Genomic DNA, 19902 nt, shown 5'->3' with positions numbered 1-19902 from the left:
CGTCAGTGCGGGCGACTTGTCAGGGCATGTCTTAAGGGCATGCCCGCCGAAGCGTGCGGATCATCCGCGCGATGACCGTCTCGTGCGGGCCTATGCGGCCGGCAATTGCTGCTCCAGATGGGCACGAAGGATCGAATAGTGTTGGACGACCTTGTCGAGCTTGTCGGCGTTCGCTCTCCGGATCCGCTCCGAGCCGGCGTCGGACTGGTAGGTGGTTGCGTAGTGGGCGGCGTGTGCTTTCAGCTTCGCGGAAACGAAGGCCAGATCGGCCGACCAGACGACCTCCGCGCGGACCAGCTGAAGGCGCCGCGCGATCTCGAGCCAATGCAAGTCGAGCGCGATGCCGCTGCCCATCTGCTTGAACAGGTCGAACAGGGAATCAAGGATGCCGATCGCGGTCCGGGCTGACACGATGGAGCGCTCCGTCATGCCTGCGTCGCGATGAGGTCGGGCCGCACATACCAATCGTCAAACAGGGACAGCTGCCGGAAACGCCGACGGTAACCCAGGCCGGTCAGCAGGGCGTAGATTTTCTCGCGGCTGTCCGAGAAGTTGTGCTCGACGCTGATCAGGGCGATGTCGTGGCGCGTGAAATCGAAGCTTTCCAGCACGTCAAACTCGCCGCCCTCCACGTCGATGCTCATGTAGTCGATGCGCTTCGGCGCCCGGGCCTCAACCAGGAATCGCTCCAGCGAAACCGTCTGGACCGCGTATTGCCGACCGTCCTGGCGGAACTGCGCGTGGAAATCGCCCGTCACCAGGTCGTTCATGCCGGACAGCTCGCCGATGTCCACCTCGTTGAATAGGACCTCGACCCCGTCGGTCCTATAGACGCACTTGTCGGTGATGTAGCAGTTCCGGTTGGCGTAGAGCGCGGCGTGCCAGGCCCGGGCCGGCTCGGCCAGCGCGCCCTGCCAGCCGAAGGTCTTCTCGAGCAGCAGCGTATTGCTCAGGCTGATCCCGTCGCAGGCACCGAACTCGACGAAGTAGCCGTTCCGCTTCTCCTTGAGTTCGTACAGGACCCAGAGGTCCTGCAGCAGCTGCGCGTTGGAATACGGCGCCATCTTCGTGGCGAACGACAGGAACTCGAGTTCGGAGCTGGCGAGATGGGGCTTCGCGTCCAGTTCGTTCCTGAGATCGACCAGGGCGTTGAAGACGGTCAGGAGCGCGACATCCATGGCCTTGCGTTCCACCATGTTGAAGGGGACCGATCGATACAGGTGACGAGTGCGGGTGCGGTGCGCTCAGGGACGGGTCCGGTCAAGAGGCCGGGCCCCCAGGATCCGGTTCGAGCCGTCGAACAGAACCGTATGCTGCAGCGAATCGGGCCCCTGGTCCGGTACCGTGCGGGCCGCCCTGCGGATCGCCGACAGGAAGCGCTTCCGGCTGAACCCGAAGGGCCGCAAACTCGCCGACAGGGCCTCGATCAGCTTGGTCGAGGCCTCGGATCGCGCCCGGGCCAGATCGCGCTCCCGCACGGCCGCGTCGCGCTCGGCCGTGATCAGTGCCAGTGCAATCTGCTGCTGCTGGATCTGGCGGATGTATTTGGTGTCGATGTCGTGGACAGGGGACGTCGTCATACGGCAGCCTTCGGGGCTCTGAGCGGAACCAGGTGGCGATACGGCCGGGAACGCGGCGGGACCTACGGGGATGATGGGATCCCATGCATGCTCCCGTGCCCTCGCACGTCTCAGATGGTCCTGGCCAGATCGTCCTGGCCAAGACCATCTGGCAAAGATTACGGTTCTAAGCGGCCCCGCATCCGGTGCTGCCGGATGGCGGCCTGTGCAAGCATCGGCCGACGTTACGGTCCCAACGAAACGATTGACTTCGTCGGGTCCTGAGATGGCGGTTTCGCGGTGTCGAGGGTTGCTGGGCCAGCGGGATAGCCATCAGAAACCGCATGGTTGCGTCACTGTCCGTCCCGGCGACCTCCCCCACCGTGCGCAGCGGCATGTCGTGGCCATCTGGCGCGCGCACCGTGCCGCGGCATTCGACACGGTTCGGGCCGGTCGGCTGCGGCTGCACGACGCCGGGCCGGTTGTTCATCGCGTGCTGGACCCGCGCATCTGCCCGGTCTCTCGTCCTCGCGGGCGAAGCCGAAGGCAGACAGGGACGTCCAGCGCGTCGCGCCCTTGCGGTGCTTCAGGTTGAGGAGGCGTGTAGAAAGTTTCCAACCCTGAACGGTCCAGAGGACGGTGACGATGCCGCCGTTCACTGAGGGGCAGGCCCCGCCGGCTCAATCTAATGCGGGGAAACCGTCCGCTCGGGCGCCATAGGGTCGAATGGTGGAGACGACAGGGATCGAACCTGTGACCTTTCCCATGTCAAGGGAATGCACTACCGCTGTGCTACGTCTCCTAATCGATCGTCATCAGGCTCGTCGAGCCTGAAAGCCATCGAAATAACCCAGGCCACTCAGCGGCTTATGAGGAGTGCCCCATACCCTGTCAAGGTAGTGCGCTCCCGCTGAGCTACGCGCCCGGTCCGGTGCTGCGTGAGCACCGGTGGGCCGGGCCTATAGCCGGTGCCCGGCGGGGGCGCAAGCGGAAGGTTGAGGGGCGTAGCCCGGGGGGCGGATACCGCAATGGTGCACGCGGGGAAGAAAATGCGCTATGGGCGTGCCGGCCGGCATCCGGCCGGGCCGCTCGGGCGGTCCCGGCATTCCGCCGCCTCAAGCTTCGGGACATGCGCTACTTCATCGATCACGATCACGGCGACTCGATCCGCGGCTGGATCGTGCCGGACAATCCCCTCGCCGTCAGTCGGGTGATGGTCTCCGTCGGAGGCCAGCGCGTGGCCGAGGTTTCGGCCAGCGTCACCGACGAGACGTTCAAGCGCAACGGCTGGCACGCCACCGGGCAATGCACCTTCGTACTCACGCAGGCCGAGGTGCCGGGCCTGGCCGAGATCCAGCGCCTCGAACTCTACGACGCCGACACCAATGTCCTGGTCTATCGCCGCACGCCTCCGGACGGGCTCGTGCGGCTGCGCGTCATGCTCATCAACACCGGGATCGAGCCCGAGACGGCCCTGCAGGCGGCCTTGTTCCCGTATTTCCAGCACTGCTACTTCGGCGTCCACAAGCTGCCGGACGAGATCCTGACCTGCATCCTGTCCGGCCCCTCAGCCCCCTCGGCGTTGCTGTCGGGCGCCGTGACGATCCCGCGCTACGAGAACTTCATGACGCCGGACCTGATGGTCACCGGCATCCTGGTGCAGGACCCCTACACCGAGATGGCGACCCGCATGCTCTGGCTGAAGGCCCGGGCCGGCGACGCCCTCGATCCGGTGCGCGGCTGGCGCCTCGGACCGCTGGCCGAGGCCGCGTCGTTCTCGGAATCCTACGACTTCACCGACGTGAAGAGCCTCAAGCGCTACTTCCGCATGCTGCCGGAGCCGGCCTACCGGCTGCTCTACAACCCGTTGACCCGCCAGCTCGGAACCCGCATGCCCGAGGATCGCCTGCACCCGGGCAACTCGATCGCCGCGATCGAGATCCTGGCCCGGGTCGGGATCGTCGGCCACAAGACGCGGTACCACGCCTTCGCGTCGACCCTGTTCGACCGGCTGGGCATCCACGCCCCGGTGCCGGTCCCGCCGCCGGTGCCGGCCGAGACCCAGGCGCTGGCCGAGCGCTTGCGGACCGTCAAGGCGGTGGAGGAGATGCTGGTGTTCGACGTCGCGATGTCGGATGCCGTGAAGGACTCGATCGACAAGAGCTGGAGCTGATGGCGCGCCCGACCGAGACGGGGGGCCCCGAGACGCGCCTGCCGCCGGCGCACCTGACGCGAACCGGACGCAAGCGCCGCCCTCTGCCGGTCCGGGCGGCGGCGGACGGGATGCGCGTCGAGCTTCCGGGGCTCGCGGGCCGCTGGCTCGAGATCACCCTGTCCAACGACCCGACGGAGGGCCCAGACACGATCCCCGGCATGGCCTTCGCCGGTCCCGAGGGGCGTCCGGGGCCGCTGCTGCCCCAGGAGGCGTCGGGCGGGGGTGCCTTCACGTGGATCGGGCGCCTCCCCGAGGGCGTCGTCGCCCTGCGGGTGGCCGATCCCGCCGGTCGGGTCCCGGTCCGGCTGCGCCGAATCACGGTGCGCCGCCTCGACTGGCCGACCCTGGTGCCGCGCGCGCTCCTGCGCGAGCCGGCGCTGACCCTGCAGGCGCTCTACTGGCGGATCCTCGGCAAGAAGGTGCGGGCGCGCGGCTTCCTGGGCCGGGCGCTGGCTCACCGCCGGGTGACCGGATACGAGGCCTGGATCCGTGCCCACGGCTATCGCCGGGCGGAGCGGGACGGCATTGCCGCCGAGATCGCCGCCTGGGCCGATCCGCCGCTGATCTCGGTGCTGATGCCGGTGCACGATCCGGACCCGAAGGTGCTGCAGGCCGCCCTCGCCTCCCTGCGCGCGCAGCTCTATCCGCACTGGGAACTGTGCGTCGTCGACGACGCCTCGACGCGGCCCGCGATTCCCCGGATCCTTGAGCGCGCCGCCGAGGCCGATCCGCGCATCCGCGTGCTCGCCCGGTCCGAGAACGGCCACATCGCCCGGGCCACCAACGATGCCCTGGGCCTCGCACGCGGTGTCGCCTGCGCCTTCATGGACCACGACGATGTGCTCACCGAGGACGCCCTCTATGAGGTCGCCCGGGCGCTTCGCCTCGATCCGGACCTGGTGCTGATCTACAGCGACGAGGACAAGATCGACGGACGCGGCCGCCGGTTCGACCCGCACTTCAAGGCGGGCTTCGACCGCGAGCTGCTCTACGCGCAGAACTACATCAACCATCTCACCGTGGTCCGGACCGACGCCCTGCGGGCGGTCGGCGGCCTGCGTCCGGGTTTTGAGGGCAGTCAGGACCACGACCTGCTGCTGCGGCTCACCGACGGCCTCGACCCGTCCCGCATCCGCCACATCCCGCGGGTGCTCTACCATTGGCGCGCCGCGCAGGGTTCCGGGACCTTCTCGGACCGGGCCCTGTCCCGGGCCGAGGCGGCGCGGCTGCGCGCCCTCGACGAGGTCGTGGCGCCCTGGGGTGGCCGGGTCGAGCGCGGGCCGTCGGGCTTCAACCGCCTGGTCCGGCCGCTCCCGCTTCCGCCGCCCCGGGTCTCCGCGATCATCCCGACCCGGGACCGCGCCGAGATCCTGTCGGTCACCCTCGACGGGCTGCTCGCGGGCACCGACTACCCCGACATCGAGGTGGTGATCGTCGACAACGACAGCCGCGAGCCCGAGACGGCGGCCCTGTTCGCCCGGTATCGCGACGACCCGCGCGTGCGCATCGTGCCGGTGCCGGGAGCCTTCAACTTCTCGGACCTGTCGAACCGCGGCGCGGCCGCCGCCACCGGGCCGGTGCTCCTGTTCCTTAACAACGACGTCGAGGTGCTGGACCGCGAGTGGCTCGGGGAACTGGTCCGGCACGCGGTGCGGCCGGAGATCGGCGCCGTCGGGGCGAAGCTGCTCTACCCGGACCGGACCATCCAGCACGGCGGCATCGTGCTGGGGATCGGTGGCGTCGCCGGGCACAGCCATCTCGGCGTACCGGACGCGGATCCCGGCTATTTCTGCCGGATGGTCATCGCCCACGAGGTCTCGGCGGTCACGGGCGCCTGCCTGGCCATGCGCGCCGACGTGTTCGAGGCGGTCGGCGGCTTCGATGCCGACGCCCTGAAGGTCGCCTTCAACGACGTGGACCTGTGCCTGAAGATCCGCCGGGCCGGCTACCGCATCGTGTGGACGCCGTTCGCCAAGTTGATTCATCACGAATCGAAGAGTCGGGGCGCCGAGGATACGCCGGAGAAGCGCAAGCGCTTCGAGGGCGAGGTGCTGACCATGCTCGACCGCTGGGGCCCTGAGCTCCGGGCCGACCCCTACTACAACATCAACCTGTCACGAAATTCCGCGCATTACCGGGTCTAGGCGTGTGGGCTCGGCCGGCGCCGCGGCGACGGGTTCCGCCCGTCGCGGCAGGCCGCCCCGCATGTGCCGACTGCAGGGCAGGCATGGGGGTGCCATGCATGCGTCAGTGGGTGAACTTGCGTCGGATGCCGGTTGCGATACCTCTGGACATGCCGCATGAGGCGGTTCCGGCCATGGCGCCCGAACGGGCGCGCGGCGAGGGCGGCAGTCAACCATGAGTGCGAACACCCCAATGGCCTCGGCCACGACCCTGGAGCGCGATGCTCAGCAGGCGATGGGGGACCACAAGGTCCACCCGAACGAGATCGCCATCGGCGTGGTCATCGGCCGCGCGTCCGAATACTTCGACTTCTTCGTATTCGGCATCGCCTGCGTGCTGGTTTTCCCGAAGGTGTTCTTCCCCTTCGTCGATCCGCTGACCGGCACGCTGTACGCGTTCTCGATCTTCGCCCTGGCCTTCATCGCCCGGCCGATCGGCTCCGTGATCTTCATGGCGATCGATCGCCGGCACGGGCGCAGCGTCAAGCTCACGATCGCGCTGTTCCTGCTCGGGGGCGCCACGGCGGCGGTCAGCTTCCTGCCGCGCTACGATAGCATCGGCATCTCTTCCGTCTACCTCCTAGCGGTCCTCCGGATCCTTCAAGGCCTGGCACTGGGCGGCGCCTGGGACGGGCTCGCCTCCCTGCTCGCCATGAACGCCCCCCGGGAGCGCCGCGGCTGGTACGCGATGATCCCGCAGCTCGGCGCGCCCCTGGGCTTCATGGTAGCGAGCGCGTTGTTCGCGTTCTTCCTGGTCAACCTCGACGAGGCCGACTTCATCGATTGGGGCTGGCGCTTCCCGTTCTACTGCGCCTTCACCATCAACGTCGTCGCCCTGTTCGCCCGGCTGCGCCTGGTCGCCACTGACGAATTCGCCCGGATGATGGACCTCGACCGGCTCCGCCCGGTCCCGGCCCTGGAGCTGTTCCGGCACCATGCCGCCGACGTGATCCGCGGCGCCTTCGTGCCGCTCGCCGGCTTCGCCCTGTTCCACCTCGTGACGATCTTCCCGATCGCCTGGCTGGCACTCAACAACACCAGCAGCCGCTCGCCCGGCGAGTTCCTGATCGTGCAGTTCTCCGGGGCCATCGTCTGTGCCGGCGCGATCGCCGCCTCCGGGCTGATCGCCGACCAGATCGGCCGCCGCAACTGCCTGATCATGAGCGCCTCGCTGATCGGGTTCTTTGCGGTCGGCAGCATCATCGCGCCGCTCCTGTTCGGCGAGAGCGCGATCGGCCAGACCATCTACGTCACGATCGGCTTTATGCTGCTCGGCCTAGCCTACGGCCAGACCGCCGGCGCGGTGACGGCCCGGTTGGGCAACCACTACCGCTACACCGGCGCCGCGCTGACCTCCGACTTCGCCTGGCTGGTCGGTGCCGGCTTCGCCCCGCTGGTGGCGCTGTTCCTGTCGCAGCGCTACGGCTTGGCCATGGTCGGCGTCTACCTGTTGTCCGGCGCGGTCTGCACCCTCGCGGCCTTGTTCCTCGACCGCTCCGAGATGCGCCAGATGTAGCCGGCAGCGCGCGGCGCAGGCTGCGCGCCTCCTCCAGACGTTGTCGGCCGTGCCGCAGACGCGACACGGCGCGGATGCCGCGCATGCGGCGTGGGATAAAGAGACGAGTGCTGTGACCTCTTCGACCCCTCTCCCGGACAGGATCGAGCCCAGCGACCGCCGGAGCGGCCTCGCACGTCGGCTCGTGCCGCTCCTCGCCCTGCCGCCGATCCTGGCATTGCTGGGTGGCTGCAACCTCGTGGTCATGAGCCCGGCCGGCTACGTCGCCGAGCAGCAGCGCAACCTCGTGCTGGCGGCCACCGGGCTGATGCTCCTGATCATCGTCCCGGTGATCTTCTTCACCTTGTTCTTCGCCTGGCGCTACCGCGCCACCAACAAGGACGCGGTGTACGATCCCGAATGGCACCACTCGACGCAGCTCGAGGTGCTGATCTGGACGGCGCCCCTGATGATCATCATCGCGCTCGGCGCCCTCACCTGGATCGGGACCCACACCCTGGATCCGTTCCGGCCGCTCAGCAAGATCGACGCGAAGCGCGACGTCCCGGCCGGCGTCGAGCCGCTGCAGGTCGAGGTGGTGGCGATGGATTGGAAGTGGCTGTTCCTCTACCCGCAATACGGGATCGCCACGGTGAACGAGCTCGCCGCCCCGGTGGACCGGCCGATCCAGTTCAAGATCACCGCCACCGACGTGATGAACACGTTCTACATCCCGACGCTCGCCGGCATGGTCTACGCGATGCCGGGCATGCAGACCCAGCTCCACGCGGTGATCAACCGGGAGGGTTCCTATGAGGGCCGCTCGGCGCATTACAGCGGCGCCGGCTTCTCGAACATGTTCTTCAAGTTCAACGGCGTGACCAACGAGGCCTTCGATCAGTGGGTCGCCAAGACCAAGGCGCAGGGCGGCGAGCTGACCCAGGAGGCCTATCTCGAGCTGGAGAAGCCGAGCGAGTCCGAGCCGTCCCGCTTCTACAAGTCCTACGCCAAGGGCCTGTACGACCGGATCATCGGCATGTGCCCCCGGCCGGAGCAGATGTGCGTCGGTGAGATGGTGAAGATCGACGCCCGGGGCGGCGCGTCCGGGGCGGAGGCCGAGGCCAACTACGACCGGTTGCAGTACGACAACCGCATGGCCGATCGCGGCAACGAGGCTCCCGGCGCGACGGGGCCGGCATCCGGGACCGGCCCGCATGGGCAGACGCAGCCTCAGGGCATGAAGCCCAGGCCCGACATGGGCAACCCGGACTCGCGCGGCCAGGGCGAGAATGCGCTGCCTGGGCAGGAGAAGACCCCTGAGGTCAAGGCCCCCGACAGCCAGGGCCAGAGCGAGGGCGGGCAGATCGCGCCCAAGCAGCTCAACCAGTAAGAATGCTCGCGTGAACGCGAGCCCCGCACCGTAAAACCGGCGGTCGCCGTCGAACCCATTGAACGGGCCGATCCCATGTTCGCAAACCTCGACCTACAGCAGTTGATCCTCGGTCGATTTACGATCGAGCAGATCCCGTATCACGAGCCGATCCTGCAGGCGACGTTCGCCGGCGTGGCCGTGGTCGGACTCGCCGTGCTGGGCGTCATCACGTATTTCCGCTTCTGGGGGCCGCTGTGGCGTGACTGGGTCACGTCCATCGACCACAAGAAGATCGGTATCATGTACTGCATCTTCGCGCTGATCATGCTGCTGCGCGGCTTCGCCGACGCGCTGCTCATGCGCTCGCAGCAGGCGGTGGCGTTCGGTTCGGAGCAGGGCTTCCTGCCGCCGCACCACTACGACCAGATCTTCACCGCCCACGGCATGATCATGATCTTCTTCGTGGCGATGCCGTTCGTCACGGGGCTCATGAACTTCGCGGTGCCGCTGCAGATCGGCGCCCGCGACGTGGCCTTCCCGTTCCTGAACAACTTCAGCTTCTGGATGACGGTGGCCGGCGGCATCCTGGTGATGGTGTCGCTGTTCGTCGGCGAGTTCTCGCGCGCCACCTGGCTCGCCTACCCGCCGCTCTCGGGGGCTGCCATGAGCCCCGGCGTCGGCGTCGACTACTACATCTGGGCGCTGCAGATCGCCGGTATCGGGACGCTGCTGTCGGGCATCAACCTGATCGCGACCATCGTGAAGATGCGCGCGCCCGGCATGACCATGATGAAGCTGCCGATCTTCGTCTGGTCGTCGCTGTGCACCAACATCCTGATCGTGGCCGCCTTCCCGATCCTGACGGCCGTCCTGGCTATGCTGTCGCTCGACCGCTACGTCGGCACCCACTTCTTCACGAACGACCTTGGCGGCAACGCCATGCTGTACTTCAACCTGATCTGGATCTGGGGCCACCCGGAGGTCTACATCCTGATCCTGCCGGCCTTCGGGGTGTTCTCGGAGATCACCTCGACGTTCTGCGGCAAGCGGCTGTTCGGCTATACGTCGATGGTCTACGCGCTCGTGGTGATCACCATCCTCGCCTACCTGGTGTGGTTGCACCACTTCTTCACCATGGGCTCGGGCGCCGACGTGAACTCGTTCTTCGGGATCACGACGATGATCATCTCGATCCCGACGGGCGCGAAGATCTTCAATTGGATGTTCACGATGTACCGCGGCCGGATCCGGTTCGAGGTGCCGATGATGTGGGTGGTGGCGTTCATCGTCACCTTCGTGATCGGCGGCATGACCGGCGTCCTCCTGGCGGTGCCCCCGGCCGACTTCGTGCTCCACAACTCGCTGTTCCTGATCGCGCACTTCCACAACGTGATCATCGGCGGCGTGCTGTTCGGCATGTTCGCCGGCGTGACCTTCTGGTTCCCTAAGGCCTTCGGGTTCAAGCTCGACGAGTTCTGGGGCAAGATGGCCCTCGTGTTCTGGGTGAGCGGGTTCTACGTCGCTTTCATGCCGCTCTACGTGCTCGGCCTGATGGGCGTGACCCGGCGGATGCAGCACTTCGACGACCCGTCGCTTCAGATCTGGTTTGTGATCGCGGCTGGCGGCGCGGCGCTGATCGCTTGCGGGATCGCTTCGCAGATCATCATGTTCGTGGTCTCGATCCGCAATCGCGAGAAGCTGCGCGACCTGACCGGCGACCCGTGGGGCGGCCGGACCCTCGAATGGTCCACCTCCTCCCCGCCGCCGGACTACAATTTCGCCTTCACCCCGGTGGTCCACGATTCCGACGCGTGGTGGGACATGAAGAACCGCGGCTTCGCCCGGCCGATGACCGGGTACAAGCCGATCCACATGCCCAAGAACACCGCGACTGGTGCCATCCTGGCTGGACTGAACTTCACCTTCGGCCTGGCCATGGTCTGGTACGTCTGGTGGCTGGCGGCGCTCAGCTTCGTGGCGATCCTCGTCGTCGCGATCCTTCACACCTTTAATTACAAGCGCGACTTCTACATTCCTGCCGACACGGTCAGTCGGACGGAAGGTCAGAGGACACGCGAGCTGGAGATGGCGTGATCCGATGATGCACGCGGAGACTGCACCCCCCGGCGCTGCGGCGCCGGTCTTCTACCAGACCGACGAGGAGGGCCATCACTCCGAGGGCTCGACGATGCTCGGGTTCTGGCTCTACCTGATGAGCGACTGCCTCATCTTCGCGACCCTGTTCGCGACCTACGGCGTGCTCGGCCGCAGCTACGCGGCCGGGCCGACTCCCAAGGAGCTGTTCGACTTGCCGGGCATCGCGGTGAACACCGCGATGCTGCTGTTCTCGTCCATCACCTACGGCTTCGCCATGCTGGAGATGGACCGGGACCGGATCAAGCCGACGCAGATCTGGCTCGCGATCACCGGCCTGTTCGGCGTGGCCTTCGTGGCCCTGGAGATCCGGGAGTTCGTCCACCTGTTCCATGAGGGCGCGCCGCCCTGGCGCAGCGCCTTCCTGTCGTCGTTCTACACCCTGGTGGCGACGCACGGCCTGCACGTCTCGGTCGGCATCCTCTGGCTGGTCGTGCTGCTGGTTCAGCTGCGCAAGCACGGCCTGATCGTCGAGAACAAGCGGCGCCTGATGTGCCTGTCGATGTTCTGGCACTTCCTCGACCTGATCTGGATCGGGGTGTTCACGGTCGTCTACCTGATGGGAGTGCTCGAATGAGCGCCGACGCGCACCACCTGACCGGTCACGGTCCGGATACCCACGACGCCCACGCCCACAGCGAGGGCGGGCACGGCAGCTTCGGCAGCTACATCACCGGCTTCGTCCTGTCGGTCATCCTGACGGTGATCCCGTTCTGGCTGGTGATGGGCAACGTGCTCGACAACAGCCTCGTCACCACCCTGGTGATCTTGGCGCTGGGCGGCGTGCAGATGGTCGTGCATGTCATCTACTTCCTGCACATGAACACGAAGTCCGAGGGCGGCTGGACCTTCCTGGCCCTGATCTTCACCATCATGGTGGTGGTGATCATGCTCGCGGGCTCGGTCTGGGTGATGTACCACCTCAACCACAACATGATGCCGATGGATGCCCACGACGTCATGAACAACGCCCGCTGAGCGGGCGTGCGGACGTGATCCCCTCGGGGTCGGCGGGGGGCTCCGGTCAGGGCCCCTCCCCGGCCCCGCTTTCGTTCGCGCGGCGCTTCGTGTTCGGCGCGGCCGCCGCCTTCGTGTTCGTCGTCCTCGTCGGGCTCGGGACGTGGCAGGTCCAGCGCCGGGCCTGGAAGCTCGACCTGATCGCCCGGGTCGATACCCGGGTCCACGCCCCGGCGGTGCCGGCTCCCGGCCCAGCCGAATGGCCACGGGTCGGCCCCGACGACGCCTACCGGCATGTCCGGCTGTCCGGCACCTTCCTCCACGACCGCGAGACGCTGGTCCAGGCCGTCACCGAGCGGGGCGGCGGCTTCTGGGTGCTGACGCCGCTCCGCCGGCCCGACGGCACCCTCGTGCTGGTCAACCGCGGCTTCGTGCCGGGGCCGAACCGGGATCCCGCGACCCGGCTGGCCGGTCAGGTGGCGGGGGATGCGCGGGTGACCGGCCTCCTGCGACTGACCGAGCCCGGTGGCGCGTTCCTGCGGTCGAACGACCCGAAGGATGGGCGCTGGTATTCGCGCGACGTGGCCGCCATCGCGGCGGCAAAAGGCCTGACCGACGTCGCCCCCTACTTCGTCGACGCCGACGCGGCGCCCAATTCCGGCGGCCTGCCGGTGGGCGGGCTCACGGTGATCGCCTTCCCGAACAGCCACCTCGTCTATGCGCTGACCTGGTACGGGATGGCGCTGATGCTGGCCGGTGCAGCGATCTACATCCTGCGCGGCCGGCGGACGTCTAGACCTGGAGGGGAGTAGCCCGGTTTCCGGGGGCGTCTATAATAGGGTGACAAACGCCACAACGAGTCACCCACATGACCACCCGCATTCCGAACTTCGCCGAGATGTCTTGGGTCGGCGAGCCGCTTGCGGTGGCATCGCCCGCTCTGCCCGAGCCCTGGATGACCCCGGAGGGCATCCCGGTGAAGGGCCGGTACGGGCCGGAGGACCGGGAGGGCCTGGAGTTCCTCGACACCTATCCCGGCATCGCGCCGTTCCTGCGCGGCCCCTACCCGACCATGTACGTGACCCAGCCCTGGACGATCCGGCAATATGCCGGCTTCTCCACGGCCGAGGATTCGAACGCGTTCTATCGGCGCAACCTCGCGGCCGGGCAGAAGGGCCTGTCGGTGGCGTTCGATCTCGCCACGCACCGCGGCTACGATTCCGACCACCCCCGCGTCTCGGGCGATGTCGGCATGGCCGGGGTGGCGATCGACTCGATCTACGACATGCGGACGCTGTTCTCCGGCATCCCGCTCGACGAGATGACGGTGTCGATGACGATGAACGGCGCGGTGCTGCCGATCCTCGCGCTCTACATCGTCGCCGCCGAGGAGCAGGGCGTGCCGCCCCAGAAACTCGCCGGTACGATCCAGAACGACATCCTCAAGGAGTTCATGGTCCGTAACACGTATATCTATCCCCCCAAGGGATCGATGCGGATCATCTCCGATATCTTTGCGTATACGTCCAAGAATATGCCGAAGTTCAACTCGATCTCGATCTCCGGCTACCACATGCAGGAGGCCGGGGCGACGAACGACCTTGAGCTCGCCTACACGCTGGCCGACGGCGTCGAGTACATCAAGGCCGGGCTCGCGGCTGGCCTGACCATCGACCAGTTCGCCCCGCGCCTGTCGTTCTTCTGGGCGATCTCGACCAACTTCTTCATGGAGATCGCCAAGATGCGGGCCGCGCGCCTGATCTGGGCGAAGCTGGTCAAGGGGTTCGATCCGAAATCCGAGAAGTCGCTGGCGCTGCGCACCCACTCGCAGACCTCCGGGTGGTCGCTCACCGCCCAGGACGTGTTCAACAACGTCACCCGCACCAACATCGAGGCGATGGCGGCGACGCAGGGCGGCACGCAGTCGCTGCACACCAACGCGCTGGACGAGGCGCTGGCGCTCCCCACCGACTTCTCCGCCCGGATCGCCCGCAACACCCAGCTGTTCCTGCAGCAGGAGAGCGGCACCACCCGGATCGCCGATCCGTGGGGCGGCTCCTACTACGTGGAGAAGCTGACCGCCGACATCGTGGCCCGGGCCTGGGAGCATATCCGCGAGGTCGACCAGCTCGGCGGCATGGCCAAGGCGATCGAGGCCGGCATCCCCAAGCTGCGGATCGAGGAGGCCGCCGCGCGCGCGCAGGCACGGATCGATTCCGGCCGCCAGACCATCGTGGGCATCAACAAGTTCAAGTCCGACGACGACATGGCGATCGACCTCCTGCGGGTCGACAACGGCAATGTCCGCCGCCTCCAGATCGACAAGCTCAAGCGGCTGCGCTCGGAGCGCGACGAGGCGGCGGTCACGGCCCGGCTCGAGGCGCTGACCAATGCCGCCGACACGAACGAGAACCTGCTGGCTCTGGCCGTGGACGCGGCCCGCGCCAAGGCCACCGTGGGTGAGATTTCCGAGGCCCTGGAGAAGGCCTGGGGCCGGCACCGCGCCGAGATCCGCTCGATCTCCGGCGTCTACAAGCGCGAGGTGGGGGGCATGTCGCCAGTGGTCGAGGAAGTCCGGGCGCTGGTCGAGGCGTTCGAGGAGAATGACGGCCGCCGGCCGCGCATCCTGGTCGCCAAGATGGGCCAGGACGGGCACGACCGTGGCCAGAAGGTCATCGCCTCGGCGTTCGCCGATCTCGGCTTCGACGTGGATATCGGACCGCTGTTCGCCACCCCGGACGAGGCCGCCCGGCAGGCGGTGGAGAACGACGTGCACATCGTCGGTGTCTCCTCCCTGGCGGCTGGGCACCTCACCCTGGTGCCGGAGCTGAAGGCGGCACTCACCGAGCAGGGCCGCGACGACGTGATGATCGCCATCGGCGGCGTGATCCCGCCGGGCGACTACGACGCCCTGGTGGCGGCCGGCGCCTCGGCGATCTTCCCGCCCGGCACGGTGATCGCCGAGGCCGCGGTCAAGCTGATCCGCGCGCTGAACGAGCGGCTGGGCTACGCGGCGCGTCAGGCCGCGGAGTAGATCGGGGGCCGTCTCCCCGAACGCGGGGAGACGGGACGCCGCTCAGTTCAGCGCGGTCGGGTCCGCCTCCGTGAGGAAGGACCCGACCGTGTGGAGGAATTGCATGCGGTTCTTCTCCATCATCACCGTATGGGTGCCCTCTCCCAGCTCGACGAAGCGCTTGTAGGGGGCGTGGGTGAGCTTGGCGAAATACTCCTGTGCCTGGTAGCTCGGCAGGTCCGCGTCCCACTCGGCGTGGATGATCAGCACCGGCACGCGGATGTCGCCCGGGTCGTAGAGCGGTTTGCCGGCCGCCCAGTAGGCGTCCTTGTCGGCGACCGTGCCGTTCGGCGCGCGCAGGACCGGCGGCGCTTGCTTCGCGCCGACCGGATCGGTGGCGAAGGTCGCGTCGGCCCATTGGTCGAACCAGCCCGCCGGGATCAGGTCGGACTTCTTGTCCTCGGGGACGCCGGTCAGCCAGCGCGTCCGGGCGCTGTCCCGGCTCACGCTGCGATAGGCCCCCACCGGGCCGCCGCCGCCGATCAGGCCCGGCGTGCGCGCCAGCCATTGCGGCGCGTACAGGACGAGCCGGTTGACCCGATCGTTGTGGGTGCTGGTGTAGAGGCCCATCGTGGAAGTCCCCCAGGACCAGCCCATCAGGTCGATCTTCTCGACCCCGCGCCTCTTGGTGATAAAGTCCACGACCTGCCCCACCACCTTCGCGGCGTCCTGCGTGCGCATGAGCGGCGGGTTGTCGGCCGGCGGCGCGTCCATCGCGGCCGGGCGTCCGGACAGGCCGTAGCCCGGCAGATCCACGAGGTAGACGTCGAAGCCGAGGCCCGCGAGGTAGTCCATGGCCGACATGCCGCCCAGCGGCAGGTCGAAGGCCGTGGACGACGGGTAGGTGGATCCGTGCACGTAGAGCAGGATCCGGTCGCCCGGAAACCGGTCGATCCCGGCAGGGCGCTTGTTGCGGACGTAGATCTCGACGCCCGGCTCGCTCCACGGCAGCCGGAATTCCTCCGTCTGCAGCCGGCTCGCGGGCGCGGCCGCCGACGGGGCCGGTGAGCCCGCGACCGCCACCCCGGCGGCGAGCGCCCCGACCAGCTGGCGTCGGGCCAGGCCCCTGCCCGGCCGCGCCCCGTTCGGATCCTTCTGCACCACTCTGTCCGCCATGGTTTCCTCCGGCCCGCCTTGTTCGGCGGCTCCGGTGATTCAACCGACGGGTGTCGATCGGCGCAACGGTCCGGAGCGGCCGCCGGCGGACAGGAGGCGGGTTCCGTTGCCCGATCCGGCGAAAGCGCGTGAAAAAACCCCCGCCTCTGTCGCCGGGGCGGGTGACGCCGCGCCTCCGCGCGGGCATTGAGGCGGGAGAACCCGGGAGACGCCCGCCCATGACGACCCCGACGACCGTCGCCACCACGCCCTTCCCCGATCAGAAGCCGGGCACCTCCGGCTTGCGCAAGAAGGTGCCCGTGTTCCGGCAGCCGAACTACGTCGAGAACTTCGTCCAGGCGATCTTCGACACCCTGCCCGACAAGGCGGGCGCGACCCTGGTGCTCGGCGGTGACGGGCGTTTCCTCAACCGCGAGGTGGTGCAGAAGACGCTGCGGCTCGCCGCCGGCAACGGGTTCGGCCGGGTGCTGGTCGGACGCGGCGGCCTGCTCTCGACCCCGGCCGCCTCCTGCGTGATCCGCAAGGCCCAGGCGATCGGCGGCATCATCCTGTCGGCGAGCCACAACCCGGGCGGGCCGGACGGCGATTTCGGCATCAAGTTCAATGCCGCCAACGGCGGTCCCGCGCCCGAGACCATGACCAACGCGATCTTCGAACGGGCCAAGGCGCTCACCCGCTACAGCCTGGTCGAGGCGCCGGATCTCGACCTCGACACCCTGGGCGAGATCCGGCTCGGCGCCATGACGGTCGCGATCATCGACCCGGTGGCCGACTACGCCGAACTGATGCGCACGCTGATCGACTTCGACGCCGTGTCGCGCCTGTTCGCCTCCGGCTTCCGCATGCGGTTCGACGCGATGAGCGCGGTGACCGGCCCCTACGCGGTCGCCATCCTCGAAGGCATGCTCGGCGCGCCTCGGGGGACGGTCGTCAACGCCATTCCAAAAGAAGATTTCGGTGGCCATCACCCGGATCCGAACCCGGTCCATTGCCACGACCTGTTCGACCTGATGCAGGGGCCTGACGCCCCCGATTTCGGCGCGGCGTCCGACGGCGACGGCGACCGCAACATGATCGTGGCCCCGGGCCTGTTCGTGACGCCGAGCGACAGCCTCGCGCTCCTTGCCGCCCACGCCCACCGGGCGCCGGGCTACGCGGGTGGGCTCGCCGGCATCGCCCGGTCGATGCCCACGAGCCGCGCCGCCGACCGGGTCGCGGCGGCTCTGGGCATCCAGGCCTACGAGACGCCCACCGGCTGGAAGTTCTTTGGGAATCTTCTCGATGCCGGCCTGATCACCCTGTGCGGCGAGGAGAGCGCCGGCACCGGCTCGAACCACGTTCGCGAGAAGGACGGGCTCTGGGCGGTGCTGCTCTGGCTCAACATCCTGGCCGCCACCGGCGAGCGCGCCGACGCGCTGGTGCGGGCGCATTGGCGCACCCACGGCCGCGACTACTACGCCCGCCACGACTACGAGGAGGTGGATTCCGACGCCGCCAACGGCCTGATGGATGCGCTCCGGGAAAAGCTCGCCGGTCTGCCGGGCACGCGGCTCGGCGACCTCACGGTCTCGACGGCCGACGAGTTCGCCTACCGCGATCCCGTCGACGGCTCGCTCACCGAGTACCAGGGTATCCGCATCGGCTTCGCCGAGGATGCCCGTGTGGTCTTCCGTCTCTCGGGCACCGGCACCGCCGGGGCGACGCTCCGGGTCTATCTGGAGCGCTACGAGGCCGATCCGACCCGGCTCGACCTGCCCGTCTCCGAGGTGCTGGCCCCGGTCGTGGCGGCGGCCCGCGCCGTCGCGGAGATCGAGCCCCGCACCGGCCGGGCCGAGCCGAGCGTGGTGACCTGACCGATCCGGGTTTCCAAAGGGCTCAGCCCTTTGGCGGGGTATCGGGGCGGAGCCCGATAGCAGGGCTCCGCGCAGCATTCACGCCGAAGGTCGCTCATTGATCCTCGGTTCGCGCATAGACCCGCAGGCGATGCCCGTCCGGATCGACGGCGACGAAGCTGCTGCCGAAATCGAGATCCGTCGGTGCCAGGACGATCTCGGCGCCCTTCGCCCGCCAGGCGTCGTGGAGCGCGTCCACGCGCGCGGCTCCGTGCACCCGGAAGCCGATTTCGCCTCCGCCGCCCGCTTGCGTGGGGGCCGGCACGACCCCGCTTCGCGCCCACAGGCTCAGCGCCAGGCCCGAGGGCAGCGCGAACAGCACGAAGGTCGGGCTCGCCTCGACCGGTTCTCGGTCCAGGAGGGTCGCGTAGAGGCGCGCGCTGGCCTCCGGGTCTGTGACGTAGAGAAGGATGTTGCTGGGTTCGGCCATCGGTCGCTCCTGTCGGTGGATGCGCGACCTCGATATCCAGCGCCCCTGCCAGTTTCCGGCAGCATCAAGCGGCGGGGTCTATGATCCCCTCGGTGCGCCGCCAGTCCTTGAGCAGGGCCTGCCGGCGCCGCGGATAGCGCGCGTCGCTCAGTTCGGCTTCGGCGATCCGGTCGGTGCGGAAGTGCCGGAAGCCCTGGCGCAGCTCGCACCAGCCCACCAGGATCCGGGCGGCGTCGAAGAACGCCAGGGCGAACGGCCACACCACCCGCTCCGAGGCTGCGCCCGTCCCGTCGCGGTAGTGCAGTGTCAGCTTGCGCTCGGTCCGGATCGCCCTGCGCAGCAGGGCGGGGTCGACCGCGTCGGCTGGGGCCGCGGTGCCGGGGCCGACCAGCAGCGCCGAACCCGCGAAGGTCTCGCGCAGGTCGTCGGGCAGGACCGCGCCGATCCGGGCGAGTGCGCTCCGGGCCGCGCTGCTCAGCCGGTCATCCGCGCGATCGGCGACCCAGCGCGATCCCAGGACCAGCGCTTCGATCTCCTCCGGGCTGAACATCAGCGGCGGCAGCAGGAAGCCCGGCCTCAGCACGTATCCGACCCCGGGCTCCCCCTCGATGGCGGCCCCCATCGCCTGAAGGCTCGCGATGTCCCGGTACAGGGTGCGCAGGCTGACGCCGGTCTCCCCGGCCAGCACGCGCCCGCTGACGGGCCGCCGGTGGCTGCGCAGGACGTGGAGCAGGTCGAACAGGCGTTCCGAGCGGGACATGCGGCCCTTCTAGCGCCCGCGACGCTGCCATCGGATGACGGCATCGCGGGTTCAGGCCGGTTACGGAGTGATCGCCTTCACCATGTGAACCGTGATGTCGTCGTCCAGGGTCCGGCCCGGTCCGTCATACGGCTCCTCGCGCTCCACCCGGTAGCCGAGGGATCCGTAGAGGCGCAGGTTCGCCGTGTATTTCTTGTTCGTGTAGAGCCGCAGCCGCGTCAGGCCGGCCCCGGCGGCGATCGTATCCGCGCGGGTGAGCAGCGTTGTCCCGAAGCCCCGGCCCTGGAAATTCGGGTGGACCGCGACGTTGACGACCAGCAGGTGGCCGTTCCCTTCGTCGTCCCTTCGCGTGGTCTCGATCAGGGCGGCCAATTCTTCGTCGATCTGCAGCAGGTCGAAGCGGTGATCCTGCACAGACTTCGCGTAATCGGCCCGCATCGGCGTCGGCAGGCGGCCGATCAGCGGGATCCATTTGGCGTAGGCCGCGTCCACCACACCCCGGATCGCCGCCGCGTCCGCCGCCTCCGCCTGCCTGATCCGCATCGTCGCCGCCATTCCGAAAGTTCGCCTGTGGTTGACCCGGGCCGGCCCATCCCCTAAAGACCCGGCCGTCGATGGGGCTCCGCACGGGGCCCCGTCGCGTTTTCACGCGCACCCGTGGGCGGGATCATCCCGCCCTGTCGTCCCGGCCTTGAG

The 19902-nt window shown here is 68.3% G+C and carries 17 protein-coding genes and 1 tRNA gene; 10 read left to right on the top strand and 8 right to left on the bottom strand.

The window, feature by feature from the left end:
* Positions 1–90: 90 nt before the first annotated feature.
* The 4 genes from ACYQPG_RS15615 to ACYQPG_RS15600 form a co-directional block, all read right to left on the bottom strand.
* On the bottom strand, positions 91–429 hold the full coding sequence (locus tag ACYQPG_RS15615; RefSeq protein ID WP_419829763.1) for a hypothetical protein: 339 nt from the start codon (positions 427–429) through the stop codon (positions 91–93).
* Positions 426–1196: an FkbM family methyltransferase gene (locus tag ACYQPG_RS15610; protein WP_419829762.1), complete on the bottom strand. Its 771-nt coding sequence runs from the start codon at positions 1194–1196 to the stop codon at positions 426–428. Before ACYQPG_RS15610 ends, ACYQPG_RS15615 begins: the two co-directional genes overlap by 4 nt.
* Positions 1197–1244: 48 nt before the next feature.
* Positions 1245–1580, bottom strand: a complete 336-nt coding sequence (locus ACYQPG_RS15605) for a hypothetical protein (RefSeq protein ID WP_419829761.1) — start codon at positions 1578–1580, stop codon at positions 1245–1247.
* A 706-nt stretch (positions 1581–2286) separates the two neighbouring features.
* Positions 2287–2361, bottom strand: a tRNA-Val gene (locus ACYQPG_RS15600).
* Positions 2362–2688: 327 nt separating this feature from the next.
* Between ACYQPG_RS15600 and ACYQPG_RS15595 the strand changes: the two genes are divergently transcribed.
* The 9 genes from ACYQPG_RS15595 (at position 2689) to scpA (ending at position 14969) form a co-directional block, all read left to right on the top strand.
* Complete coding sequence (locus tag ACYQPG_RS15595; protein ID WP_147938738.1) at positions 2689–3732, top strand: hypothetical protein; 1044 nt, start codon at positions 2689–2691, stop codon at positions 3730–3732.
* Complete coding sequence (locus tag ACYQPG_RS15590; protein ID WP_419829760.1) at positions 3732–5918, top strand: glycosyltransferase family 2 protein; 2187 nt, start codon at positions 3732–3734, stop codon at positions 5916–5918. The genes ACYQPG_RS15595 and ACYQPG_RS15590 overlap by 1 nt, the downstream gene beginning before the upstream one ends.
* A 214-nt stretch (positions 5919–6132) precedes the next feature.
* Positions 6133–7473, top strand: a complete 1341-nt coding sequence (locus ACYQPG_RS15585; RefSeq protein ID WP_147938740.1) for an MFS transporter — start codon at positions 6133–6135, stop codon at positions 7471–7473.
* Between the two features lie 112 nt (positions 7474–7585).
* Complete coding sequence (gene cyoA / locus ACYQPG_RS15580; RefSeq protein WP_147938741.1) at positions 7586–8842, top strand: ubiquinol oxidase subunit II; 1257 nt, start codon at positions 7586–7588, stop codon at positions 8840–8842.
* Positions 8843–8917: 75 nt separating this feature from the next.
* Positions 8918–10918: a cytochrome o ubiquinol oxidase subunit I gene (cyoB, locus tag ACYQPG_RS15575; protein WP_147938742.1), complete on the top strand. Its 2001-nt coding sequence runs from the start codon at positions 8918–8920 to the stop codon at positions 10916–10918.
* Between the two features lie 4 nt (positions 10919–10922).
* On the top strand, positions 10923–11555 hold the full coding sequence (gene cyoC / locus ACYQPG_RS15570) for a cytochrome o ubiquinol oxidase subunit III (RefSeq protein WP_147907226.1): 633 nt from the start codon (positions 10923–10925) through the stop codon (positions 11553–11555).
* Complete coding sequence (cyoD, locus tag ACYQPG_RS15565; protein WP_147907225.1) at positions 11552–11956, top strand: cytochrome o ubiquinol oxidase subunit IV; 405 nt, start codon at positions 11552–11554, stop codon at positions 11954–11956. The genes cyoC and cyoD overlap by 4 nt, the downstream gene beginning before the upstream one ends.
* A 14-nt stretch (positions 11957–11970) precedes the next feature.
* Complete coding sequence (locus ACYQPG_RS15560) at positions 11971–12747, top strand: SURF1 family protein (RefSeq protein ID WP_419829759.1); 777 nt, start codon at positions 11971–11973, stop codon at positions 12745–12747.
* A 56-nt stretch (positions 12748–12803) separates the two neighbouring features.
* On the top strand, positions 12804–14969 hold the full coding sequence (gene scpA, locus ACYQPG_RS15555) for a methylmalonyl-CoA mutase (protein ID WP_419829758.1): 2166 nt from the start codon (positions 12804–12806) through the stop codon (positions 14967–14969).
* A gap of 42 nt (positions 14970–15011) precedes the next feature.
* Here scpA and ACYQPG_RS15550 read toward each other — a convergent pair whose 3' ends face one another.
* Positions 15012–16124: an alpha/beta hydrolase gene (locus tag ACYQPG_RS15550; RefSeq protein ID WP_419829757.1), complete on the bottom strand. Its 1113-nt coding sequence runs from the start codon at positions 16122–16124 to the stop codon at positions 15012–15014.
* A 218-nt stretch (positions 16125–16342) separates the two neighbouring features.
* Here ACYQPG_RS15550 and ACYQPG_RS15545 point away from each other — a divergent pair, with 218 nt between their 5' ends.
* Positions 16343–17977 (top strand): alpha-D-glucose phosphate-specific phosphoglucomutase, encoded by a 1635-nt coding sequence (locus ACYQPG_RS15545; protein WP_461231209.1) that lies wholly within the window; start codon positions 16343–16345, stop codon positions 17975–17977.
* Positions 17978–18071: 94 nt separating this feature from the next.
* Here the strand turns inward: ACYQPG_RS15545 and ACYQPG_RS15540 are convergent, their stop codons facing one another.
* The 3 genes from ACYQPG_RS15540 to ACYQPG_RS15530 all read right to left on the bottom strand — a co-directional run bounded on the left by ACYQPG_RS15540 (position 18072) and on the right by ACYQPG_RS15530 (position 19761).
* On the bottom strand, positions 18072–18446 hold the full coding sequence (locus ACYQPG_RS15540) for a VOC family protein (protein ID WP_461231208.1): 375 nt from the start codon (positions 18444–18446) through the stop codon (positions 18072–18074).
* A gap of 64 nt (positions 18447–18510) precedes the next feature.
* The gene (locus ACYQPG_RS15535; protein WP_461231207.1) at positions 18511–19206 is read right to left on the bottom strand and encodes a helix-turn-helix transcriptional regulator; all 696 of its coding nucleotides are present in this window, start codon (positions 19204–19206) and stop codon (positions 18511–18513) included.
* A 60-nt stretch (positions 19207–19266) separates the two neighbouring features.
* Entirely contained in the window at positions 19267–19761 is a 495-nt protein-coding gene (locus tag ACYQPG_RS15530) for a GNAT family N-acetyltransferase (protein ID WP_461231206.1), read from the bottom strand.
* Positions 19762–19902: the final 141 nt, after the last annotated feature.

Source organism: Methylobacterium sp. CM6246, assembly GCF_054818005.1.
This window is presented reverse-complemented; position numbering and strand designations above follow the sequence as displayed.